This window comes from Stenotrophomonas maltophilia group sp. RY12688, from assembly GCF_052149045.1.
GTDB lineage: Bacteria > Pseudomonadota > Gammaproteobacteria > Xanthomonadales > Xanthomonadaceae > Stenotrophomonas > Stenotrophomonas sepilia.
Window position 1 is genome coordinate 4,027,036 of the sequence record NZ_CP197389.1, and the last position, 22,834, is coordinate 4,049,869.

18 protein-coding genes, 1 tRNA gene and 1 pseudogene are annotated in these 22,834 nt (G+C 61.3%); 2 read left to right on the forward strand and 18 right to left on the reverse strand.

The window, feature by feature from the left end:
• Nucleotides 1-132 precede the first annotated feature (132 nt).
• From ACS0OT_RS18680 to ACS0OT_RS18690, 3 genes are all read right to left on the reverse strand, one after another.
• Nucleotides 133-1,857 carry a peptidoglycan-binding protein gene (locus ACS0OT_RS18680; protein WP_442255930.1) on the reverse strand — a complete coding sequence of 575 codons (1,725 nt, stop codon included), beginning with the start codon at nt 1,855-1,857 and terminating at the stop codon, nt 133-135.
• A gap of 122 nt (nt 1,858-1,979) precedes the next feature.
• The gene (locus ACS0OT_RS18685) at nt 1,980-2,552 is read right to left on the reverse strand and encodes a hypothetical protein (RefSeq protein WP_227836791.1); all 573 of its coding nucleotides are present in this window, start codon (nt 2,550-2,552) and stop codon (nt 1,980-1,982) included.
• Between the two features lie 52 nt (nt 2,553-2,604).
• On the reverse strand, nt 2,605-3,129 hold the full coding sequence (locus ACS0OT_RS18690) for a hypothetical protein (RefSeq protein WP_139727904.1): 525 nt from the start codon (nt 3,127-3,129) through the stop codon (nt 2,605-2,607).
• A gap of 205 nt (nt 3,130-3,334) precedes the next feature.
• On the opposite strand from ACS0OT_RS18690, the gene ACS0OT_RS18695 reads away from it, so the two are divergent.
• Nucleotides 3,335-3,961 (forward strand): YiiX/YebB-like N1pC/P60 family cysteine hydrolase, encoded by a 627-nt coding sequence (locus ACS0OT_RS18695; RefSeq protein WP_053497353.1) that lies wholly within the window; start codon nt 3,335-3,337, stop codon nt 3,959-3,961.
• A gap of 54 nt (nt 3,962-4,015) precedes the next feature.
• Here the strand turns inward: ACS0OT_RS18695 and ACS0OT_RS18700 are convergent, their stop codons facing one another.
• The 3 genes from ACS0OT_RS18700 to ubiA form a co-directional block, all read right to left on the reverse strand.
• Nucleotides 4,016-4,180 (reverse strand): hypothetical protein, encoded by a 165-nt coding sequence (locus ACS0OT_RS18700; protein ID WP_005414774.1) that lies wholly within the window; start codon nt 4,178-4,180, stop codon nt 4,016-4,018.
• A 272-nt stretch (nt 4,181-4,452) separates the two neighbouring features.
• Nucleotides 4,453-5,877, reverse strand: a complete 1,425-nt coding sequence (locus ACS0OT_RS18705; protein WP_442255931.1) for a short-chain fatty acid transporter — start codon at nt 5,875-5,877, stop codon at nt 4,453-4,455.
• Nucleotides 5,878-6,038: 161 nt separating this feature from the next.
• On the reverse strand, nt 6,039-6,932 hold the full coding sequence (gene ubiA, locus ACS0OT_RS18710) for a 4-hydroxybenzoate octaprenyltransferase (protein WP_005411493.1): 894 nt from the start codon (nt 6,930-6,932) through the stop codon (nt 6,039-6,041).
• Nucleotides 6,933-7,081: 149 nt separating this feature from the next.
• Here ubiA and ACS0OT_RS18715 point away from each other — a divergent pair.
• Nucleotides 7,082-7,158: transfer RNA gene (locus ACS0OT_RS18715), tRNA-Arg, on the forward strand.
• A gap of 39 nt (nt 7,159-7,197) precedes the next feature.
• Here the strand turns inward: ACS0OT_RS18715 and ACS0OT_RS18720 are convergent.
• The 12 genes and pseudogenes from ACS0OT_RS18720 to ACS0OT_RS18775 form a co-directional block, all read right to left on the reverse strand.
• Complete coding sequence (locus ACS0OT_RS18720) at nt 7,198-7,647, reverse strand: adhesin (protein WP_235649006.1); 450 nt, start codon at nt 7,645-7,647, stop codon at nt 7,198-7,200.
• Nucleotides 7,644-8,078 carry a hypothetical protein gene (locus ACS0OT_RS18725; protein WP_139727911.1) on the reverse strand — a complete coding sequence of 145 codons (435 nt, stop codon included), beginning with the start codon at nt 8,076-8,078 and terminating at the stop codon, nt 7,644-7,646. The genes ACS0OT_RS18720 and ACS0OT_RS18725 overlap by 4 nt, the downstream gene beginning before the upstream one ends.
• Nucleotides 8,079-8,166: 88 nt before the next feature.
• Entirely contained in the window at nt 8,167-8,433 is a 267-nt protein-coding gene (locus ACS0OT_RS18730) for a hypothetical protein (protein ID WP_139727913.1), read from the reverse strand.
• Between the two features lie 205 nt (nt 8,434-8,638).
• Nucleotides 8,639-8,932, reverse strand: coding sequence for a hypothetical protein (locus ACS0OT_RS18735; protein ID WP_262220246.1), 294 nt, complete (start codon nt 8,930-8,932; stop codon nt 8,639-8,641).
• An 802-nt stretch (nt 8,933-9,734) separates the two neighbouring features.
• On the reverse strand, nt 9,735-10,112 hold the full coding sequence (locus ACS0OT_RS18740; RefSeq protein WP_139727915.1) for a hypothetical protein: 378 nt from the start codon (nt 10,110-10,112) through the stop codon (nt 9,735-9,737).
• A 547-nt stretch (nt 10,113-10,659) separates the two neighbouring features.
• Nucleotides 10,660-10,938 carry a hypothetical protein gene (locus ACS0OT_RS18745; protein WP_139727919.1) on the reverse strand — a complete coding sequence of 93 codons (279 nt, stop codon included), beginning with the start codon at nt 10,936-10,938 and terminating at the stop codon, nt 10,660-10,662.
• A 148-nt stretch (nt 10,939-11,086) separates the two neighbouring features.
• Nucleotides 11,087-11,452, reverse strand: a complete 366-nt coding sequence (locus tag ACS0OT_RS18750) for a hypothetical protein (protein ID WP_164092999.1) — start codon at nt 11,450-11,452, stop codon at nt 11,087-11,089.
• 1,242 nt (nt 11,453-12,694) lie between these two features.
• Nucleotides 12,695-13,153, reverse strand: a complete 459-nt coding sequence (locus ACS0OT_RS18755) for a hypothetical protein (RefSeq protein ID WP_139727925.1) — start codon at nt 13,151-13,153, stop codon at nt 12,695-12,697.
• Nucleotides 13,154-14,153: 1,000 nt separating this feature from the next.
• Entirely contained in the window at nt 14,154-14,513 is a 360-nt protein-coding gene (locus ACS0OT_RS18760; protein WP_139727927.1) for a DUF6869 domain-containing protein, read from the reverse strand.
• 529 nt (nt 14,514-15,042) lie between these two features.
• Nucleotides 15,043-16,158: pseudogene (locus tag ACS0OT_RS18765) on the reverse strand (RHS repeat-associated core domain-containing protein); the annotation flags it as partial.
• 348 nt (nt 16,159-16,506) lie between these two features.
• The gene (locus ACS0OT_RS18770) at nt 16,507-21,144 is read right to left on the reverse strand and encodes an RHS repeat-associated core domain-containing protein (protein WP_164092997.1); all 4,638 of its coding nucleotides are present in this window, start codon (nt 21,142-21,144) and stop codon (nt 16,507-16,509) included.
• 315 nt (nt 21,145-21,459) lie between these two features.
• Nucleotides 21,460-22,815 (reverse strand): Gfo/Idh/MocA family protein, encoded by a 1,356-nt coding sequence (locus ACS0OT_RS18775; protein WP_139727931.1) that lies wholly within the window; start codon nt 22,813-22,815, stop codon nt 21,460-21,462.
• Nucleotides 22,816-22,834: the final 19 nt, after the last annotated feature.

Sequence of the window (22,834 nt, forward strand, 5' to 3'; positions counted from 1 at the left end):
CCGTGCCTTGCAATGGCGGTGCTGTGCATCATGCGAAACGGCATCCGTGTATGTCCTTGCCCCATGAACGGAAAAGCCGGCCGGATTACCCCGGCCGGCCTCCTATACCACACACTTCTTCACACGCAGCGGTCAACGGCCCATGGCCACCCGCTGCTGCTCGTCCTGCACGTGTTGCTGCGAAGGCTCATGCTTGGCCAGCATTGCAGCGCTGGTCTCCTGCAGGCTCGGTGCCGCCTGGGTCATGTCCACCGCAGTACGGAAGCCGGGAACGGTGCCCACGACGAAGGCCTTGCCATCCTGCACGGTGACGCCCTGCAGCTTTTCCGGCGAATCGATGCCGGCGGCCTTGGCCTGGGCGGTCACATGCGCGCTCATCTCGTTGGAGATCATGCCCGGCATGTGGCCACGGATCGCATTGTGCAGCGGCGTATCCGGATGCGCCTTGTCGCCCAGCTGCGGCCCCTTCGGCGCCGCCTCGGCATGGCTGCGGCCTTCGGCCAGCTTGCCCAGCGTCGCCGGACCCGCCACGCCGTCGGCGGAGAGCCCGTGCTGCTTCTGGTAGGCGATCAGTGCGTCCCTGGTATTGGCACCGAACTTGCCGTCCTCGCTCAGCGGATTGCCTTGGCCGTCGCGCACGCCCAGGCGGTTGAGTTCCTTCTGCAGCGCAGTCACTTCCTCGCCCTTGGCCCCCTGGCGCAGCACACCGTTGTGGTCGGCGTCATGCGAATGGCCACCCTTGCCGGTTTCCTTCAGCTTGCCGTGGTCCCAGAAGTCCTGCGGGCTGATCAGCTTGCCGTGCGGATCCTTCAACTGGTAATGCACGTGCTGGGCATACTGACCCGCACCGCCCGGGCCACGCCCGCCCATGGTACCGATCGGCTCACCCGCCTTGATCGGCTGGCCTTCCTTCACCTGGGTCGACTGCAGGTGCAGGATCTCGTGCGAGTTGCCCTGTGCATCCCTGATCTTCACCGTACCGTAGTCGCCACCGACGAACGTCACCGTTCCGGAGATCGGCGCGTTGACGGTCGGGTGCTGCAGATTACGGCCGTGCTGGCCGCCGACATAGTTGAAGTCGGTGCCACCGTGCGGCTTGTGCGCGCGGTGTTCGCCGAACTCACCGGTAATGTGCGGCTTGACCCCGTTCTGCGGGGGCAGCATCACCTGCATCGTCTGCTCGAAGTTGCGGGTCTGGCCTTCGGCATGCGCCGCTGCCGGCTTGGCCTGCGCGTGCGTGGCCGCAGCTACGGCGGGGGCCGCGTGGCTGCCCTGGGACTGGCCGTGGGTCAGTCCCAGGCGCTCCTCCACGAACCGCTCGTACTTGTCCACGTACGGCATCACCTTCTTTTCAGACAGGGTGAGGCCGCCGTAATCGCGGGTCGGGCCGTCGTGATGGTATTTGTAGATGTACTCCTCACCCTGGCCGCGCTTGTGCGCCAGCGTGCGGTTATCGATGTAATGGTCAACCAGTGCATCGGACTGTGCGCCGACGTCGAAGCGGTTGCGGTTGTTGAGGTGGTAGTGGTTGCCGGTCTTGTCGATGAACTGGCCCAGGCCCGAGGCCGAGGTGGTGCCAGCGGCGGCATCGGGGTTGAAGCCCGATTCAACGCGGGCGATGGCCAGTACGTGCGCCGTTTCGCGCGGGGTCAGGCCCTTCTCGCGCGCCGACTCGATGATCGTGTCGATCACCCGTGACTGTACTTCCGGGGTCGCATCGCCCCACCGGCGGGAGTTGCCATGCAGGCGGCCGTCGCTCTGGTCGATCGGCTCGCGGTAGTGGCTCCACGGTTTGATGCGGTCACTGCTGTAGGCCGCCCCGCGGGGCTGGACCATGTCCTGGTAGATGTCTGCCATGTGTGTGCTATCCATTCTATGAAAAGGGGGATTTCCTTAAGGGGTACTGCTCCTGGTACCTCTGGTACTGCGGTACTGCAGTGCTGCGTTCACAGCGCGCGTGCGACGTCCTGCCGCTGCGCTCAGTCTTCGATGTAGTTCACCTCCGGGTGCTTGATGCCGAGCGAGTCGATCAACTTCTCGTACTCGTCGTTGTTGGGCTCCTGCTCCTCGCCTTCCGCGCCGCGCAGCGGCGGTGTGCTGTGGGTCAACTGGCGGCCACTGGCGTCGTACAGGTAGTACCACTCGCAGAAGCTGCAGCCGAACGGCAGTTCACCGTACTGCACGACGAAGTACGGCGTACCGCTGCGGTCCTGCACGCAGGCCAGGCCAACGGCGGTATAGCCGTCCATCTCCTTGGGCGCAGCAATGGCCTGGCGTGCGCCGTCCTTTTCAATTTCCAGCGTGGTCAGCCGGGAAGCGTCCGTGTCTTGGGTGGGCTGGGCCGCCAGGTGCAGGCGGGTGCCTTGGCAATCGATATGCATGCCGGTCTCGTCGCGCGTAAGAGAGGTGGAATGGTCCGCAACGGCAGCCGCAGGTGCGGCCGGCGTCGCTGCCGGGTCAGTGGAAGCAGGGGCCGCCGGTGCAGCCGCCTCAGGGCCGCTGCAGGCAGCAAGCATCAGGGCCAGTACGGGGGCAACGGGAGACAGACGCATGCGGGGCTCCTTGGGTGAATCACACGACCGCTCGCAGGCGGTCGCTCAGGGGTCAGATCGATTCGTCCTCACGCTTGACCAGTTGCCAGCACGGCTTCTGGGCAAAGGTGTAGATCTGCTGGTCACTGGTATCGGGAGTGCGCATCTGCACCTGTACCTGGCCATCGGGCAGGCGGGTGACCTGCATCTCGCGGCCCTGGCGCTGCAGCGTGGCCGGGTCCGGCATCACCGGCCATTCGACCTTGGCAAGCGGCACCTTCTCCTCCACCTTGCGTGGCTCCGGCTCGGCTTCGCTGTCGATGTGGCTGTCCAGCAGCGGATCGGCAGTGGACGTTTCCTGCAGCGCGATCTCGTTGCCGAAATGCTTGAGGAAGTCGTCGAAGACCGGATGGGGGCAGCTGGCAGAAGCCTCTGCCGGGGCCGCGGCAACCGGCGTGGCCGGCGTCGTGGCAGTGGCCGTGCTGGTCGGAGCCGGTGCGGCGGCGTCAGCGGGGGCTGCCTGGGGCGCAGGCTTGCAGCCGGACAGCGCAAGCCCCAGGGCAAGCGCAAGCAGGGCAACGGGGCGGAGCTGGTTCACGGGATCCTCCTGATTCCGGGCGGTCGCGCGCGGTTCCGGCGCGGTAGGGAGGCAAGGATAGCCATGCCTCGGTCAATTCAGTTTCAACATCCGCTGTCAGGAATATCCCGACATGCCGAATTGTGACTAATATCACACTAATTCTGAAATCAACGTCATCGCAGCAGCCGTTAGACTACGCCGCACACGCTTCGACCCTGGCCCCATGCGCGCATTCCTGCTTGCCCTCTCCCTGCTGCTGCCAACGCTGTGGCCTGGTGGTGCGGCCGCGCTGGAGGTCCGGGAAGGCGATCTGCTGTTCGTCACCGCCGGCCATGCCGGCCTGAGCGCGGCCATCGACGATGCCACCGGCAAGCAGGGCGCACCCAGCTTCGATCACGTGGCCCTGGTCGCTGCGGCGCCAGACGGCTGGGAGGTACTGCATGCGGATGAGAAAGGCTCGCGCCGGCAGACGCTGGATCAGTTCCGCGAGGACGCCCGAGGCAAGCAGCGGCAGGTCGTGGTCTATCGGCTGCGCGCATCGCAGCAGGCTGCCATCAAGGATGCGATCGCGACCGCACGCATGATGCTGGGCAAGCCCTACAACACGTCGTATGTGTTGAATGAGGACAGCTACTACTGTTCGGATTTCATCGAACGTGCGTTCCGTGCGCACCATGTGTTCGCACTGCAGCCGATGAACTTCCGCAACCCGAAGACCGGGCAGATCGCACAGCACTGGGTCGATCTCTACCGCGCCATGGGCATGGAGGTGCCGCAGGATCAGCCAGGCACCAACCCGAACGACATGTCAGCAGCGCCGGTGCTGCAACGCATTGGCGTGCTGGAATAAGCGAAGCCCCGCACGGGGCGGGGCATCGCGCATCACAGGAAGTGGTTACCGAAGTCACTCCTCCTCGTCCTGCCCACCCTGTTGCTGGTTGCGCTGGTTGCGCTGCTGCTGTTCCTGCTGCTGTTGCTGCTGCTGGTCGCGGCCACGCCCCTGCTGCTGATCCTGCTGGTTCTGCTGGCCCTGCTGCTTCTGGTTCGGGTTCTGGTTCTGCTGTGCCATGTCCGATCTCCAAAGCCACACGCGGAATGCGGTGGACGGGCCCATCGTCTGCAGCGAAGAGTTAATCGCGCGTTGGTGGGCGGCTACATTGGTGTGTACGCGCGTGAATGAACGGGCAAAGCCCCTTGCGGCACAAGCCGATGAAGGATTCATATGGGTTCGGCATGTGCTCATGCCGTCAGCGCGACTGCGCGCATTCATGGCGTGCTCTGCTGGAAACACGCGCTGAACGGAGCTGGCGTCCTGCTCGCGCACGGACGCCAGCCCTGCACTCACGGCATCACCGGCGGCACATACGCCAGGGTCATGCCCAGCAGCCACAACAGGCCCAGCACCAGCGGGATGTGCACCAGCAACTGGATGAAGGTGAAGCCCACGATGTCGCGTGCCTTCAGCCCCAGCACGCCCAGCAATGGCAGCATCCAGAACGGGTTGATCAGGTTCGGCAGCGCTTCGGCCGCGTTGTAGACCTGCACTGCCCAGCCCAGGTGCGCCTTCAGCTCGTTGGCGGCCTGCATCACGTACGGCGCCTCGATGATCCACTTGCCGCCACCGGACGGCACGAAGAAGCCCAGCACCGCCGAGTAGATGCCCATCACCAGCGCGAAGCTATCGGTGCTGGCCACGTGCACGAACAGGCTCGACAGCCGGTGCGCCAGGGTCTGCCCGTCACCACCGGCGGCGTGGGTGAGGATCATCGCGATACCGCCGTACAGCGGAAACTGGATCAGCACGCCGGTGGTGCTCGGCACCGCCTTGGCCACAGCGTTGAGGAAGCTGCGCGGGCGCCAGTGCAGCAGCAGGCCCAGCGAAATGAAAAGGAAGTTGTAGGTGTTGAGGTTGGCGATGGCAGTCACCACCGGCTTGTTGGCGAACTCGTTGAACAGCCAGCCGAACGCCAGCAGCGAGAGCAGCACGGTCAGCAGCGGGCTGTATTCCAGCCATTCGCCCGGGCGCGTGCGTCGCTGCAGCGGTTCCGGCTCGGCCTGCGCAGCGCCGGGAAATTCCTCGGCGGTACGCGCACTGCCGGCCGCAGGCGCGGTCAGCCAGGCGATCAGCAGCGAGACAAGGATCAGCACTGCGGTCAGGGCGATCGACTGCCACAGAAAGATGGTTTCGGTGAACGGCAATACGCCGGTGATCTCCACCAGCCCCGGCGGCATGCTGGCCGGGTTGGCCTGCAACTGTGCGGCCGACGAGCTCAGCCCCATCGCCCACACTGCGCCCAGGCCGAGATAGGCCGACGCACCGGCGGCGCGGTAGTCCATGCGCAGTTCGGTGCGACGGGCCAGCGCGCGGACCAGCAGGCCACCGAACACCAGCGAGAAGCCCCAGCTGAGCAGCGAGGCGAGCATGCTGACCAGGCCCACGTACACCACCGCACCGCGACCGGTGCGCGGCACCCGGGCCAGGAAGTCGATGAAGCGTGCGACCACCGGCGCGGTCGCCACGGCGTAGCCGCCGATGACCACAAAGGCCATCTGCATGGTGAAGGGGATCAGGCTCCAGAAGCCGTCACCAAAGGCGCTGGCGGTGGCCGGAGGGGTCGAACCGAAGCCCATCGCGGCCAGCGCGACAATGACCACGCCCAGCACCGCGAACACATACGCATCGGGGAACCACTTTTCCGCCCAGGCGGCCGAGCGCAGCGCTGCGCGCGCCATCCAGCCGTCCTGTACTGCTGCCGTCGAGGCCATCGCCTACCCTCCCAGGTTCGATGGACCGATTCTGGGCGGTGGGGTGTGGGCTGTCTGCCACCTATTGGTCGTAGGTGGCGGTAGTGCCGGCCGCTGGCCGGCAAACTCGGGATCGCGCACGGGTGCAGCCGGCCAGCGGCCGGCTCTACCAACCCCTGGGGTCAGCGCAGCGCCAGGTCCACGGCGATACCGGCAAACAGCGCGGCGCCGACCCAGTTGTTGTGCAGGAACGCCTTGAAACACGGGCCGCGCTCGCGGTTGCGGCAGATCCAGAATTCGTACACCACCAGCGCGGTGGCCACGGCCACGCCGGCCAGGTAGTAGCCACCCAGCCCGCCGCGCACGCCAACCAGCGCCATGGTGGCCAGGAACAGCGCGTACAGCACGCCCTGGATGACCAGATCGAGATCACCGAACAGGATCGCGGTGGAGTGCGAGCCCATCTTCAGGTCGTCCTCGCGGTCGACCATGGCATACCAGGTGTCGTAGGCGGTCGACCACAGGATGTTGCCGGCATACAGCAGCCAGCCCAGCATCGGCACCTCGCCCTGCACGGCGGCGAACGCCATCGGGATGCCCCAGCCGAACGACATGCCCAGGTAGACCTGCGGCAGATGGGTGTAGCGCTTCAGGTACGGATAGCTGGCGGCCAGGAACACGCCGATGAAGCTCAGGCCGATGGTCAGCCCGTTCAGGGTCAGCACCAGGCCGAAGGCCACCAGCATCAGTACGGCGAACAGCGCCAGCGCGGCGCGACCGCTGATCGCGCCGGTGGCCAGCGGCCGCGCCTTGGTGCGCTCCACATGCGGGTCGAGCCAGCGGTCAGCGTAGTCGTTGATGACGCAACCGGCCGAGCGGGTCAGCCACACGCCGGCGGTGAACACGAACAGCGTCCACAGCGGCGGCAGGCCGCCGGCAGCCAGCCATAACGCCCACCACGTGGGCCACAGCAGCAGCAACGTGCCGATCGGGCGATCAGCGCGCATCAGACTCCAGTAATGCCGCCAACGCGGCGTCGCCGGCGACTGCGGCGAAGTGAGGGGGGTATCAGCCATGGCGATAGGATACTCCTGCCCCTCTGGCAGGGCTTTGCCGGTGGGGGGAGATTTGTTCGACGAAACTGGATAGAATGCCGGTCCCGCACCGCCTCATGGCGCTGCGATGCCCGCCCCGGCACTGGCCGACGGCGCGGCGGTTCTACAACGCGCCCGTAGCTCAGCCGGATAGAGTAGTGGCTTCCGAAGCCATTGGTCGGGGGTTCGAATCCCTCCGGGCGCGCCATTTTTCCTTCGTTGCCTGGCCGGCGCGCCGCCAGAAAGGTCAGGGAATGAACGTTGCCGAGCGATGCTCGCAACCGGCAGCGTCCTGTACCACGATGGAGTAATTCGCGCCCGCGCTGGATGCGCCGGGCAGGAACAGGCCATCACCATCGAACAGAACGGTCTGCTGTTCATCCTGCCCGATCGACAGCCCGATCGCTCCCGGTGTGATTTCCTCAAGGATCACGTTGTAAGGCCGCCAGGCATCCTCGCCTGTGCGCCTCATCTCTGCGCGAGCGGTCCTTGGGTTCAACCTGCGTCTCTCATCCACCCACAGCTGAAGCGGCTGATCAGCATTGTGGGTGACCTGGAAGCGCCCGTAGGTCAGCCCGTCGACGCTCTCGGTGCCGATGTAAGTGAATTGGGCCGGCTGACACTCTGTGGTGCGGTTCGGATGCGCTGCACAGGATGTCAGTGCAACCACGAGGCAGAAGGCGTTCAGGTGCTTCATGGCTTCGAGGCCTGACGTGGGTGGTTGTCGCGGCGGTGTTCGGCAGTGAGGGCAACCAGCACTGCGCCCCAGAGCGGCGTGAGCAGCACGACGCTCATCACCGTCAGCGAAACCGGTACCTGCCAGAGCAGCGATGGGCTTAATCCGCTGAATCTATAGGCTTCCAGTACAAGCACCACGACCTGGGCCAGAAGGCCCGCGAGCAGCCCCAAGCCAGCCCCCTTGGCAAGCCGCCTGATTGTAAGGCGGCCCGCGGCGGGAACCCGTGCGCAGATTCCCAGCAACAAAAGGCTGACGGCATACAGCCAGAAGAAAACCTGATGTGAGTCGAAGGCGTAAAGCGCCCTGCCCACAAAGTGCAGGAACAGCCAGAGTGCTCCACACGACACCGCGTAGGCCAGCCCGTACCGAAGAATCTGCCTGGCTTTCATCTTGTACCTCTCCGAGGGCGTGCAGCCCGATCGCGTTCTTTTGTGGAGGAGTGCGGGAGCTCATGCACCTTGCCTCCCGCTTGGCACTCTACTCGCGCAAGGCATCGCGCAGCGCTCGAGAGTACCTGCCTGCCTCCAGCGTTCGCAGCTGGGCCAGTGGAATCCGATACCTCCTGAACAATGCGGCCAGTTCCCAGACGTCCTCCTCCAGAACCGCATCTGGATCCAGGGATAGATAGATGACATCCCCTCTGCCGACCACATTACCGATGCAGCCGATTCGACCAATCCACTCGAAGAAGAACCGTTCATCCTGTTGAGAAAAGAAAATTACCTTTTTCGCTTCAAGCTCCATGGTAAATCACCGTCCATTCAACCAAGTCATTTGAATGACGCGCCCCATTCCAGCCTTTGCGCTGATTACTCTGGAGCGGCGACAACGAACAGAGCTGTCAGCGCGCTGCAGAACATCCTGCGAAGACACGGGTGGGCTTCTTCTTCAAGCTCAAAGCGATCACGCGGCGCATGGGATGCTCCGGCACGTGCACGCCTATCTGCAATCACACTTCTTCACTCATCCTCCCCCCTATCTCGTAAGGGAGGCAGGCCAACGCAGATAGATGATAGGCCAGTGGCTCCTGCTGCCCCGACGCTACTCTTTGAATATCAGAGTAGTCATCGAAAAGACTTCCAACTTCAAGCTCCACCCGCTCACCGCCCATGGAGTGGCGTTCCGACCATGGCACCACGCGGTAGAACACGTCCTCCACTTCAATCTCTTGCAAGCCCCTGGAGCGCAGCGCGTCGAACAATATTGATGAGACCTTTTCCAAGGTGTGCAAATTCATCTTCATACTAGACGCCAAATTCGAATTTCATAAGGCCAGGGTGGCACTGAAAAGAAGATTGCGACTGCCGGCCCAAAGCGGGTATCTGCGCCCCCACGCTAGAAGGATACGGAGAAGATATGGGAATCACCACCTGCATATTTCCCGCGCCCTGCCGAGAACGGCCGCACTTGCCCGTCCGACTTCGAGCTTCCGTATCAATCCAGCACATTCAGGCCGATCCCCGGTTTTCACTCCATAGATCACGGGCTCACCGTTCCTATCTACTCCATCCAAATAGAGCACTGCGCAGTCACCAGCGATTGTTCCAATGCGCACCGCACGAACCTTCTCGATACTGGCATCTGGACCGGCTGCACCCTCGCACATCCCACCGTAGTACGCACTACTCAGCTCAGCGTAGATGGGTTTCAGCTGCAGCTCCCCTAACCGGTCATTCTCGCATCCGCTCAGGGCGAGCACGCAGACGGACGCGAAAGACAAAGCGCGTAGGAAGAAGCCTTTGGCATCGAGAGAACTCCTGAGCAACCCCGATTTCATTTGACTGCTTTCCATTAGCTCCCCAGAACAATCTGCTCGAACGCATTGGTCGCGCTGCACCGATCTCCCTTGCGGTTGCCGAGCGCGCCATTGGTCGCACACTGGCGTCATCCGCCAGGCAGTAGGCGGAGCTCGGCGCTTCAGCGCACTATAGCGCCGCCGAGCATCGGCCGAATACGTTGGCGGGCTTCTCCCGAAGACTCACGGCAGCCACCCGTTGCTTCTGCTCACCGCAGCCCCCCATCACCCCGTACATGATGAGAAGTCCCTAGTCGTTGACGTAGCCGATGAACTTGCCCCTACCTTCATCCGAAGCGGCCCTGACGAGATAGACGCTCTCCCCGGGCGCTGGCTTCAGGTCACTCAACGGCATTGGACCGATCTTCCCTTCAACCTCTGATGCCGATACCACGACCAGCGAATGCTCCAACATCCACTTCGCAATGGCTGCTTCACTATCAGGATCAAGTATGGAAACGCGGTCAAGCGGCAGAGTCGTTGAATTGCCAGGGAAAATTGCACCGGACGAAACATCTACCCAGTCCGACTTCCATTCCGTATGTTGAAACTGGTGAATGCTGCAGCCCCCTAGCATTGGCAAGAGCAGCACCGCTGCACGCAAGATGCCAGCCTTCGGCATGGACATGAGAGCCCCAGAAAGGGCCGGCCAAATGTTAGTTACCATCTGCAACCCGTTCTGCAAAACGATTCAGGGACTGCACCTCGCGCCCAAGATGGTATGTCATTTCTTGACTTCCCTATCATGGGCTGGCACTTGGCGTGTCGCTACGCTGCTCCGGATTTGCGGCAGCGTGCGCAGTCGAAGCACCTGGCCTGCGCGCATTGTAATCGGCATCCCGGCAGGCGCGCACGATCGGACTTCGTGCGTGCCTGATCACGCCCGGGAACCAGCACAGCACCAGCACTACCAGACAGATCGTTCCCAGCCGTACCCATTCACCCGCGACACTGGCCCCGATCAGCGGCAATGCCGCCACCAGGATGACGACCTGTGTGTACAGAAGATAGAGCGTGTACGTGCCCAACCGCGGGTCTGAACGAAGCTCGACGCGACACCTCCGGCAGGACATCTTTGCTTGACGCCTCCCAGCAAATCTCAGGGGAAAGCGCTGCCCGCTAGCGCCACAAAGTGGACAGATGAAGGTCATCAGGCGCATCGGTAAAACCTCTTTTCAGAAGTTTCCATCAGCAGGTTCCATCTGCGGCGTCGACCATACGCACCACATCATCAAAGCTCTTGCCAGCGGCGTCAGATCAAGATCACCACGCGCATCGATGGTAGTCACGAAGGGCATCAATGCGCTGAGGAGGGCCACATCGTTGTAATAGGCCACCACATGCAGGGGCGTGTCCTCATAGGCCCCTTGGGTCTCCGGACAAGTCAGCACCGTATCGCCGAAGTCAGTGCCGACACCGAGCCGGGAAAGCAGTTCGCTGAGTACAGGATCCATGATGTTCATCGGGCTGCACGCACGGTAGAGCCCATTGCGTTGGCCCGATGATGGTCCGTCCCACAATCCATCTCTCCGTCAGATCCCTGTCGACCTACAAGCCAAGCGGTGCGTGCGTCTTGGAGCGATGCGCTCGACAGATCAGGAATCATGACTTGACAGGAATCAACCGGCTATCCCAAGTGCCCTCTACTAGAAGTGCAATCTCTGCGCCGACAGAGGCCTCAATGAAGACCAAGGTGTCACCATCGACAATTTCCCTGGCAGCCACTGGATCTAGGCCAAGGAGGAAGCAACACCGCTTGAATTCAAAGTAATCATCCTTTCGATTGAAGACCTTGAGATCGAGCACGACATTCTGGCTAGAGAAACCATCAACGCTTGCTCTCCTGACTTGGCCAAAGACAAAATCACAGGATGCCCGCGAAGATTCATCGAACAGAGAAACAGTCACACCTGACAGCGGATCAAGACGAATTCCAACCAGCTGGAAATCGTGAATAGTGATACCCATGCAATAACCTGTCGGAACCATACGTCGCGCGTGATGCTCCAGGCGCAGCCTACTGATCGGATTTCATTCCTTTAATCACAATCGCCATGAACATGCCGCAAATCAGGAGTGACCCCAGCGCCACAGGCAACATTACAAAATAATCACCCCTCTCAAGGTGACCAATAGCATACACCTTCAATACAAGATAGGACGAGGACCTCAAAAAAACTAGCGCAAATAACAACAAACCAAGCCAATTCATTATTTTCTTGCGCATATGCATATCACCTCCATTATATGCAACTGCACCCAGACCCACCCGAAACATCCTTCACCGCCTTCATGGCATCCAGCGCATCCTTGTCAGGGGCTACGAAGTGCAACAGTTCCGTGTGGCCTTAAGGTGACCGTTGAACGTCAAGCCGAATGACGACAGCTCTCCCGTCTTCGCGCCAACTGCCCCCCGCCACCTCGGTATAGATGGACTCTCTTTCCTTTGCATCCTGAGCGGTTTGTATCACTGACACTCCATCGTACGCCGTTGCTCCACCATTCACCATTACCAGGAATCCGGGGATTGCAACTTCGGGCTGCGGAGACAAAACACCGGCAATGGTGACTCCTTCGCCATTCACAGCTTCCAAGCCTCCAAAGGCGAGGTCTGCCACACCGAACGTCACGCCCAAGTAGTCGACGCACTCACACGGGCACAGACCAGGTGGATCTACCAAATACAACGGGACGCCACCTGCGTACGGCCGGCACTACCCCGGCAGTTGTTCAGAGCATCCCTGGAAAGATCTATGGTGCCCTCCTTTGCCGAAGACGGAGCAGGCCGACAGACCCGATTTTCCACATGGCAAACGCTGTGCAAAGAGAGAGCGCGACAAACGCCAAACCCGCAAATCCGTAGTCTCGTCCACCATCAGAAATATCAACCAGCACAAAGGCAAGGAGCACTGAATTTACGGCAACTCCAAGGCAAGCAACCAGCCTGAGCGCCCAGAAGAACATGATGTAGTAAGCCCCAAAAAAACGATTGTATTTTCTCATCTCAAGGACACCCGCATCCTTTTCCAGTCGGCGCAGCTATCTGACCAGGAACTGTGTAGCCAGATCCCGACATGACGCCAAACCCAGCTCCAAGCAGTGGAGGGACCGAAAGGGATCCACCACCGACCTTATCTCGCCTCATATCTTCAAGTGAGAAAAGGCGACGAAGCCACCCAATCTGCTCCACTCCAATCCACCCAGTGCCAACTATTCCTCCCTCAAGAATTTCCTCGGCCGAGCTCCAAGCCTGATGATTTTTCGCGCAGGACCAAGATAGATATCACCGAATACAAATGAGAATGCGACAGCTGTATAGAAAACAAGTAGTGCACCAGGAATGGGAATCGCGCGAACGAAGCTATCGCATTCGAGGTTGCGGGCGACGAGCAACCCAATCATCAGCATCTCGGCCAGGAGCGCTATTGCGAACGCGAAACGCACCTGCCCAACCTCAATCGACAGAATTCCCCTTCTCGCCAGTTCGAACTTGGAATATACGAGCAACATCAGCAACGCGAAAGAAAGAGCAAACATAACTTCCGGAGAGTACCTAGCTACTGGACAGCGCATACTCAACATGGACGCGATCAGCGCGCAACAGATCCCCAGCGCTCCCGCCGCAGCTGCACCCTTCATGAACCTTATGAAAATCACTTCGCCGGACATTGGCATTTATTGCAGTTTGACCTGTAATTCACGATTGCTCCAAGGGGCCCAAGTATCTTCGACCCACCCCGCAAGAGATTGGCGTTCCCCGGATGCGCTGCAGCCCGATTAAGTCGACCATTGGCAACCGAGTTGCGGTTGGCATCGTTGTAGGTGAACGTCTTGCTGCCGATGCTGGTGGTGTTGCCCGCTGCGTCATGGCTGCGCGCCTCGACATCCACCGCAGTCAGCTGATGGCTGGTTGCGGGATAGGGTGTAGCGGGGGCGCCGAGCCCCCGTGCATCCCTCAGCAGACGTCACCGCACCAAGGTGCCCTGCCATCACTGTGTCCTCCCAACCTTGCTGGGTACGCTCTGGCCCATATCCAACTAGGTAATTCACGCAGTGGCAGCTCCTGTTTCGCCACAGTCTCCAGCTTGGTGATCTCAGTTTCGCCTCGCTTAGTTAACTCTAGTCCGCGCTTCTCGCGGTTTCCGGGCAGGATGAGCTCCGGCCCACTGTTGATCTTAGCTCTCGTATTCCATCCCGCACATACCCTATGTGACCCAGATAGCAGACCTTCAGCACGTAACGAGTCTTATCCGGATAAACATATCCAACAATCGGAATCGGAGTAGTACTCGTACCAATTACGCCCCCGCCCTCTGCCGAATCATAAACTTCGATCACGCCCTCCGGCACAACTTCTCTACCCTTGTGTTCGCAAGAGGTGATAGTTAAGACTGAGCAGATAAGAAAAATTCCAGGAATAAATTTCATCACCTTTTCCCGCGTTGAATGGTTGAGTCATCAGACATCCACCAAAGCAGGGGGTTTATTGATTCCGGAAGAATCATGTTCACAGGCTGAAGCCCCTTGCCAATCTCCCGCATGCAATTCTGCAACGGCGTCCCGCAGTTATTATTTATTGCACTGTACTCCCCCTGCGGCCTCGCGGGACATGCCGATAGCGAAGCTGCCAAGCGTAGTCATAAGGCGTTCGAGCGTTACCCATGGCAGCCTAACCTGATGCAGCAGCAAGTTGTACCCGCCGCCATACCTCATCCGACATCGAGTTCTTCCACGTCTGAGCAAGGAGATCCCGAAGAGATGGGTCGTGCTTTGCCAAGCTTTCAACCCTCTCGATTTCGGTCTCGCCGTGGGCAACCAAGTAGTCCTCCAAAGGTCCGGCAGCAAGATTGGAAAGTAGATGCGCATCCACATCCATTCGCCTGACAGCCTCAATGAATTTCCAACCTTCGCCAGGATCTCGCTGGATGATGCCATCAACTTCATCCAGCACGCCTGTGAGCGGACCCCGCTCATTCGCATCGACTGCGAGCCGATTAAAGTTAACCCATGCTTCAGCGACTTTTTCCATGCACTCTTTATCAAGCATTGTCTAGATCTCAAATTGGTTGAGCCATAGTGGCCCATTGCCAAGCCTCATTGCTATAACCTGCACAGCGCTTTGCTGCAGATTCAGCAAGCAATCGCCTCAACTGTGCCTGCTTGTTTTGAAATTGCTGCACATGCCCATCTATTGACATACGACCGGTAGCCAGAAGCCCACGTCTATCCAGTTTAAGATCCCAGTATCGCTTTCTCAGCTCGACCACCAAAGAATCTATCTTTGCTATGAGACGATTACAGTCATCGTCGTCTTCTTTCTCGCACGCCTTGGATATGATGTTCCGCGTCAGAATTGACGCGGGACTTTGCGGATTTAAGACACTGCTTGAGTGAGTTAAGCTAAGGCTGTTCAGCGCATTTGTCGTTGCGGCAAGGCCAGAAGACACTTCCCCCCAAGAAGCGGGCGCAGCGAAGTTTGATTGATTGTCTCCTGTAGGAGCTTGGTTCGAATTCATCATAGCGCGAGAGCCTGCGTGCACGCCGCTGCGCATGACTTGCAGACCCTCTGCGTCACTATGTGAGCCCGGGGAACTTAGTGCGTAGCTGAAGGTACTTATTCCACCGGCCAACCCAATCGGATCACTCTGCGAATACCGCCCCACAGCCGGGTCGTACTCGCGTTGGTAGTTGTAGAACAACCCACTCGCATCCGTCTCCTGCTGGCCCGGGAAGCGCAGTGCCAGCTCGAACGCCACTCCATCGCCATCCGGGTCAGCACTCGGAATCTGGTTGCCGAACACCTCGCTCTTGTTGTTCCACTCCCAGATCGCCACATCGCGCACCGGATCGATCACCACGCGCGGTGTGCCCAGATGATCCGGCTGCACGTAGGCAAGTTCCGGCACGCCGGTGCCTGGCACATTGATCAGTGCTACCGGATAGTTGTCCAGCCAGATGGCCTGCTGCTGCGCCTGGCCCGTGGCCGAGTAGTTGCCTAGCCACCGCCCTGCCTCGTCGTACAGCGTGATCTGAGCCGCGCCACTGGCCGGGGTACGCAGCACGCGTTCACCGCGATGGTTGTAGCTGTAGCTTTCCAGTACAGCATCACCCTGCTTCACCGCGCTCATGCGGTTGGCATCGCTGTAGGTGAACGTCTTGCTGCCGATGCTGGTGGTGTTGCCCGCTGCGTCATGTTTGCGCGCTTCGCCGTCCACCGCAGTCAGGCGATGGCTGGTTGCGGGATACGTATAGCTGGCGGTGCCTGCCGAGGTGGTCAGCGCGGTGCGATTGCCGGTGGCGTCATAGGCATAGGTTTCGATCGGGGTGCCGGTCGTGCCGTCCTGGGTCTGAGTCAGGCGGCCCAGCGTGTCGTAGGCGTACTTGGCCAGCACCGTCGAGCCTGCGCCGTTCTTCAATTCGGTGATCGAACCGACCGGGTCGTAGCCATAGCCCAGCGAGAGGCCACCTGCGGCCGGGTCGTGCACCACTTGCGGGCGGTAGTCCAGATCCAGCGGACGCTGTAGCTGGCGGCCGTTGCCATAGGTCCAGCCGGTCGCCGGGCTGAAGGCCGCATGGGTCACGTTGTTCACCACGATCTGGCGCGCCTGGCCGGGCTGGGTCAGGCCGATCTGGCTGATGCGGCCCTGGGGTTCGCGCACGTAGCATGCTGTACTCGTCTTCCCACACGAAGTTCCGCCATTTCCTGCTCAGCAGCATGCGAAGAGAAGGAGCCTGCTCCGCCAGACTCTCCAACTCTGCAACTTCATTCTCGCCACACAAGATCAGCAATCCTCCAACTGTCCAGCCACACGATTGAAGAACGAAGATGCAGTTGCAGATGCATCCATCTGAGCCTTTGAAGCTGTCACTCTTCAGTGCTGCATTGGCTCGTCGAGTAGTTCCAACTCCCTCCATCATCTAAACAGGCATCGATAGCCATTTGCCCCCGAAACCAAAAAGCAAGAGCAATAATCACTACAATTGCACAGAGAAGTACAACGGTCTTTGACTGTTTTTTCATTTCAATAATTGTCCGGCAATCCATTCGGCCTGAATGGTGAACATACTTCAGAACATGACCCCTCGCCCGCGTTATTTCGGCCGAACAAATTGGCCCGTTGGTCTGCGGCCGACGCTGCAGATGAATCCCCCTTCACCCGCTGATCAAATATCTCCCGAGCATTGCTCATATTGCAAGCAGCCGCTTTGCCGCCTTGTCCGCGCTGAGCAGCCTCACAGTTTGCCTTGCAATGAAAGTACTTATCCTGGAGCTTCGTGTTAGCCAGCCTCATGTCGATGTAGTTTCTCACGAAATCCTGGACCCCCTGCCTGTACTCCGTTGGGTACCCGCTCGGAGGAGGGGGCGTTGCGCCGGAATACTTGTAGATGTACTCCAGATCTCTTGACTGAAGGCCAAGCGAATCCACGCTCATTAGCGGTCCACCGCCCGCATAGGTGAACGTGCTTATTCCCCCCATCAACCCAATCGGATCACTCTGCGAATACCGCCCCACCGCCGGGTCGTACTCGCGCTGGTAGTTGTAGAACAACCCACTCGAATCCGTCGCCTGCTGGCCGGGGAAGCGCAACGCCAGCTCGAACGCCACACCATCGCCATCGGGATCGGCACTCGGAATCTGGTTGCCGAACACCTCGCTCTTGTTGCTCCACTCCCAGATCGCGACATTCCGCACCGGATCGATCACCACGCGCGGCGTGCCCAGATGGTCCGGCTGGACATAGGCCAGCTCCGGCACGCCGGTGCCCGGCACGTTGATCAGCGCCACCGGGTAGTTGTCCAGCCAGATGGCCTGCTGCTGCGCCTGGCCCGTGGCCGAGTAGTTGCCCAGCCATTGCCCTGCTTCGTCGTACAGGGTGATCTGGGCAGCTCCACCGGACGGGCTGCGCAGCACGCGCTCGCCGCGATGGTTGTAACCGTAGCTTTCCAGCACGGCATCGCCCTGCTTCACCGCGTTCATGCGGTTGGCGTCGTTGTAGGTGAACGTCTTGCTGCCGATGCCGGTGGTGTTGCCCGCCACGTCATGGCTGCGTGCCTCGCCATCCACGGCAGTCAGCCGGTGGCTGGTTGCGGGATAGGTGTAGCTGGCGGTGCCTGCCGAGGTGGTCAGCGCGGTGCGATTGCCGGTGGCGTCATAGGCATAGGTTTCGATCGGCGTACCGGTCGCGCCGTCCTGGGTCTGGGTCAGGCGACCCAGCGCGTCGTAGGCGTACTTGGCGAGCACCGCCGAGCCTGCGCCGTTCTTCAGCTCGGTGATCGAGCCAACCGGGTCATAGCCATAGCCCAGTGACAGGCCACCTGCGGCCGGGTCGTGTACCGCCTGCGGGCGGTAATCCAGATCCAGCGGACGCTGCAGCTGGCGGCCGTTGCCGTAGGTCCAGCCGGTGGCCGGGCCGAAGGCCGCGTAGGTCACGTTGTTCACCACGATCTGGCGTGCCTGGCCGGGCCGGGTCAGGCCGATCTGGCTGATGCGGCCCTGGATATCGCGCACGTAGTCGGCCACGCTGCCGTCGGGGTAGGTCAACGCGGTCAAGCGACCCGACTTACTGTAGGCATAGCGCAGGGTGGTGGCCACACCATTGACGGTCTGCACCTTGCGGGTGACCTGGCCGAAACGGTCATGGCAGTACTGGGTGCTGCCATTGGCGTGCAGCACCTGCCCCAGGCGGCCCTCGGCGAAGCGCTCGTCGGCGGCACAGGCGGCCGGTGCCACGTCATAGCTGTAGCCCACGTCCAGATTGGGGTCCGGATAGGCGATACCGATCAGGCGGTTGAGTGCATCGTAGTGATAGGTGGCGGTGACGCCGCGTGCATCGGTGGCCGTCTTGCGATTGCCGGCCGCGTCCACGGTGTAGCTGCTGGCGCCACTGTCCGGGCTGACCTGCCCGGTCAGATCACCGAAACCGTTGTAGGCGTAGGTGGTATGCAGGCCCTTCGGGTCGGTGACCTGGGTGACCTGGTCCAGCGCGTTGTACTGGCTGCGGATCTCCGCCGCGACGCCGCCGACGTCCTGCAGGGTCTGCGCCAAGCGGTTCAACGGATCGTACTGCTGGCTGGTCACGCGCTGCAGGGCATCGGTCACCGTCTGTGGGTTGCCGTTGGCATCGTAGGCAAAGCCGGTGGCGTGGTTGCCCGCATCCTTCAGCGCGGTCAGCTGGCCAAGCGTGTTGAACGTCCGCGCCAGGGTACGGCGCAGGGTGCCGCCTGCATCCAGCGTGTCTTCCTTGAGGCGGTTGCCGGCGTTGTCCAATACGTAGTGGATCGTGTTGCCGCTGTTGTCCGCAATATCGGTCAAGCGCTGGGCGGCGTCATAGACATAGGTGACACTGCTGCCGTCCGGCTCGGTGACCTGCTGCACCTGGCCGGTCGGCCAGTAGCTGATCTGGGTCACCCGGTCCTCGGCTGTGGTGGCACCGCGCACGGTGACCGAGGTCGGCCAGCCGCGCGCATGGTAGGTGTAATCGGTGACCACGCCGTTGGCATCCTTGACCGACAACGGCCGCCCGAACGCGTCGTAGGCCAAGGTCTCGACCGTCTGGCCCAGCGCATTGGTCACGCTGCGCAGGTCGCCCTTGCGATAACTGCAGGCACCACTGGTCGCGCATCCCGCGTCGTCCGCGGTGTAGTAGGCATAGGTGGAGACATCCGCCACATCACTGCGTGGGCCATCCACGCTACGCAGCAGTCCCACCAGCGGGCACTCCGGCCCTTCGGCCTCACAGTAGGTCTGCGTGGTGATGCGGGTATCACCGGTCACCCTGTCGCGCACGGTGATGGTGGTTGGCTGGAGGCGCGCATTGCGTGCGATGCGGATCTCACGGTTACCGATGGTCTGCTGCACCAGCCGATTGCTGTCCATGGCCACGCGCATTTCGCTGATGCGCTGGTCCGGAGTACCGGCCGCTTCGGTGGTGGTGGTCACGCTGACGGCGCCTGCGGCAGCATCACTGGCCTCGGCATAGGCGTAGCTGGTGACGACACCACGGCGATCGGTCACCGACTGCAGCCGACGCCGGAAATCGGTGCCCTCGGGCAGATAGGCGCGAGTGATGCTGCCGTTGCTTTCGGTGATGCTATTGACCTTGCGCGGAAGGCCACTGGTGCCGCTGGCGGTCAAGGCGTAGGTGCTCTGCTTGCCCAGTGCGTCGGTGACGATGGTGGTGCCTGCCGGCGTGTACTCCAGGCGCACGCCATCAATGCCCACGTCGGCTTGGCTGCAATCGCCGGAATGGCGGCTGCAGGTGACTCGCCCTTGCGTGTCATAGCCGTACCAGCTGTAGCGCTGGTTGTCTTCGGCGGTTACGCCGGTCAGGTAGCCCGGGAAGCGGGCGTCCTCATAGTGATAGGTACGGCTGGCACCGTCGGCATAGGTCGCGGTGATCAGTTCCCCGGCCGGAGAATAGGCGTAGCTCACCACAGGCTGGCCGGCGATCACCAGGGCCGAGATCAGTGAATCGTCGCCCGGCGCGAGGTACTGGACGTCCACGCGCCGACCGGTTGAATGGGTGATGCTGAGCAGGCGGCCGCGGCTGTCGTGTGCATAGGTCAGCGAAGTACCGTCTTCGAGATCACGGCGCTGCATCAAGCCATCAGCATCAAAATAAATGCGCTCTCCGGCACGTGAAAGTTGCCAGTTGGTGCCCTGCTGGACCGCACGATCGCCGCTTCCGTCCATGGCTTCGTAGCTTGCCCCCACTTTCTGGAATGCGGTCTGCCCGCCATCGGCGCCGATCAGCCCAACTTTCAGTTCGGGGCTGGGAGGGAAGGTGGAATCGTCTACGCCTGCGGTAAGCCGCAGATTGTGGGAATGGGTCCAGCCCGTACCCAACGCGCCGCCCGCCGTGCTTGTCAGGGAGTGATAGTGGCGTTGGAAGCTCACCCATCCAAGGTTGAAATCCGGCTCAGGCTGGGATTTATCGCCAGTGGTCGGATCACACGGGTTACCAACAGGACACTGCTGCGGCGGCAGCGGCCCGCTTGTGTAGGAGAGCATGGGCGACATGTGCGGCTCGTCCTGCTGGACCAGGGAGCACATCTGCAGGGCCTCATTCCACGTCAGGGACGGTCGATTCGGACAAAGCGCCGTTCTGGCCCGGCGCACACGCTCCCACCCCACTATCGACGAGCATTCTTGAGTGCTCTGATGATAGAAGTTCAAGGTGTAATGGAAATCCTTCTCCTCGTTGGTGACGCTACCGTCGTCGCCCCTGCCAAGTCCAAGGAGCTCCACCCAAGGATCCTCCGTGAGTGAAGTCGCCGGGCACTGCGGGTCGCTGACGCGGGTAGCGAGGATCGCGCTACGAATCTGATCTTCGGATGAGTACTCCTGCCCTGAGTGGATGTAGACCCAGTCGGTAGTAACGATCTTCTCGGGTCTCACCCGGTAATCGTAGATGACCTTCTTTCCAAGGACGCGTTGGCGTTTGACATGCCAATCGAAGGGTTTGTCCTTTTCGTACTGGGAAAAGAGCGACTTGATGTCCTTCTGCACCGCCGCTTCGGTGGCTCGCGGCTGGCCCATCGACAGGTAGCTCTCCCACTTCTTCTGCACCTCCTGCGCCTGCGCAGCCCAAGGAGCCAAGCTCCCCAGCGCGATCATCGCCAGTGCGGCACACGAAATGGTCTTCAGTCGTTTCAACATCCCTGTTCTCCTTCCTGGACAAACACAGCACCGGCGGGAACGAGAACGTGGGGCGGTTGCCTCACCACGTCATGCTTCGGATCGTCCCTGGTCCGGAATGCGGTCTGACCGCATGGGGGACGTTATCTCCGATGTCGTTTACACATTCAAGTCATAAAGTGTGGAGTGGGTCGGATTTCAGAGTTTTCTGATAAAGCGAGCGGCCGACCGAACAAGCAGCCGAGCGTGGGCTCGGCTCTACAAGGCGAATGCCTCCAGAAACAGAAACGCCGGGCATCGCCCGGCATTTCCGTCACAGCATGGAAGGGATGAATCTCAGTATTTACCGTCGAACGCGAAGATCGGCTTGCGCGTCTTCCACGCACCAGCAGTAAAGTCCGGGAACTCCAGCGTCTGGAAACCGTTGGCGATCGACTGCTCGCTCAACGGGGTGATCGCACTCCAGGTCACCGCGTCGTAGATGTCGATCGGCATCGGTGCCTTGGCTTTGAGCGCTTCAACAAATGCATGGATGACGAACCAGTCCATGCCGCCGTGGCCGGCGCCGGCGGCGGTGTCGGCATTCTGTTTCCACAGCGGGTGCTCGTACGCGTCCTGGTACTTCTTGAACTCTTCCCACTGGTGCGGCGGGCTGCGGCCTTCGATGTGGATCGAATGGTTCACGTCCATCCACAGGCCCTTGGTGCCCTGCACACGGAAGCCCATTGAATACGGGCGCGGCAGCGAGGTGTCGTGCTGCAGCAGGATGGTCTCGCCGTTCTCGCAGGCCAGCGTGGTGGTGACGATATCGCCGAGCTTGAACTTCACCTGGGTGCTGGGGTGGGTGGTGCCACCACTCTTGGCCACGGTGTATTCGTGCAGGCCGCGTGCCTTGGTCGCGAAGGCGTTGATGTGGGTGAAGCGGTTGCCACGGTTGATGCCGGTGTACATCGCACAGGGGCCGATGCCGTGGCTGGGGTACAGCTCACCATTGCGTTCCACCGAATGCTCGGTGCGCCAGCGGGCTTCGCTCCAGCCCTTCGGACCGAACTCCACGCCGCTGTCGTAGGGCTGGTTGGGGTCGCCGGAATTGAACTTCACGCCGCGCAGGTCGTGCTGGTAGCCGGCCTGCAGATGCACCAGTTCGCCGAACAGGCCCTGGCGCACCATCTGCAACGCCGCCATCACGTCGCGGCGATAGCAGACGTTCTCCAGCAGCATGTACGGGGTGCCGGTGCTCAGCTGGGTCTTCAGCACGTCCCAGTGGTCCTGCAGCGTGATGCCGGCCACCACTTCACAGCCCACGGCCACGCCGGCCTGCATCGCGGCAATCGCCATCGGTGCGTGGTACTCCCACGGCGTGGCGATGATCACGCCATCGATGCCCTTCTGTTCCAGCAGGCGCTTCCAGGCGTTGGTATCGCGGTCCTGGCCGTAGGTCTTCGGGGCCGGCTTGCCGGCCTTGGCCACCATGTCCATGGCACGGCCGAGCATGATCGGTTCGATGTCGCACAGCGCGACCACCTCGACATCGTCGCGGCGCACCAGCTCCTTCAGCAGCACAAGGCCACGCATGCCGGTACCGATCATGGCCAGGCGCACTTTGCGCCCGCGTGCCCATGCCGGGGTCTGCGGCAGCAGGCTGCTGGCGGCGACAGCGGCACTGGCCGCGATGAATTCCCTACGCTTCATGGCAAACATCTCTCCTCTT

Coding starts and splice junctions, on each gene's coding strand:
- ACS0OT_RS18680 (WP_442255930.1), bottom strand. CDS start 1,857: ATGGCAGACATCTACCAGGACATGGTCCAGCCCCGCGGGGCGGCCTAC.
- ACS0OT_RS18745 (WP_139727919.1), bottom strand. CDS start 10,938: ATGGATCCTGTACTCAGCGAACTGCTTTCCCGGCTCGGTGTCGGCACT.
- ACS0OT_RS18740 (WP_139727915.1), bottom strand. CDS start 10,112: ATGTCCATGCCGAAGGCTGGCATCTTGCGTGCAGCGGTGCTGCTCTTG.
- ACS0OT_RS18755 (WP_139727925.1), bottom strand. CDS start 13,153: ATGTCCGGCGAAGTGATTTTCATAAGGTTCATGAAGGGTGCAGCTGCG.
- ACS0OT_RS18685 (WP_227836791.1), bottom strand. CDS start 2,552: ATGCGTCTGTCTCCCGTTGCCCCCGTACTGGCCCTGATGCTTGCTGCC.
- ACS0OT_RS18775 (WP_139727931.1), bottom strand. CDS start 22,815: ATGAAGCGTAGGGAATTCATCGCGGCCAGTGCCGCTGTCGCCGCCAGC.
- ACS0OT_RS18750 (WP_164092999.1), bottom strand. CDS start 11,452: ATGGGTATCACTATTCACGATTTCCAGCTGGTTGGAATTCGTCTTGAT.
- ACS0OT_RS18695 (WP_053497353.1), top strand. CDS start 3,335: ATGCGCGCATTCCTGCTTGCCCTCTCCCTGCTGCTGCCAACGCTGTGG.
- ubiA (WP_005411493.1), bottom strand. CDS start 6,932: ATGGCTGATACCCCCCTCACTTCGCCGCAGTCGCCGGCGACGCCGCGT.
- ACS0OT_RS18730 (WP_139727913.1), bottom strand. CDS start 8,433: ATGGAGCTTGAAGCGAAAAAGGTAATTTTCTTTTCTCAACAGGATGAA.
- ACS0OT_RS18760 (WP_139727927.1), bottom strand. CDS start 14,513: ATGGAAAAAGTCGCTGAAGCATGGGTTAACTTTAATCGGCTCGCAGTC.
- ACS0OT_RS18770 (WP_164092997.1), bottom strand. CDS start 21,144: ATGTTGAAACGACTGAAGACCATTTCGTGTGCCGCACTGGCGATGATC.
- ACS0OT_RS18705 (WP_442255931.1), bottom strand. CDS start 5,877: ATGGCCTCGACGGCAGCAGTACAGGACGGCTGGATGGCGCGCGCAGCG.
- ACS0OT_RS18700 (WP_005414774.1), bottom strand. CDS start 4,180: ATGGCACAGCAGAACCAGAACCCGAACCAGAAGCAGCAGGGCCAGCAG.
- ACS0OT_RS18720 (WP_235649006.1), bottom strand. CDS start 7,647: ATGAAGCACCTGAACGCCTTCTGCCTCGTGGTTGCACTGACATCCTGT.
- ACS0OT_RS18725 (WP_139727911.1), bottom strand. CDS start 8,078: ATGAAAGCCAGGCAGATTCTTCGGTACGGGCTGGCCTACGCGGTGTCG.
- ACS0OT_RS18735 (WP_262220246.1), bottom strand. CDS start 8,932: ATGAAGATGAATTTGCACACCTTGGAAAAGGTCTCATCAATATTGTTC.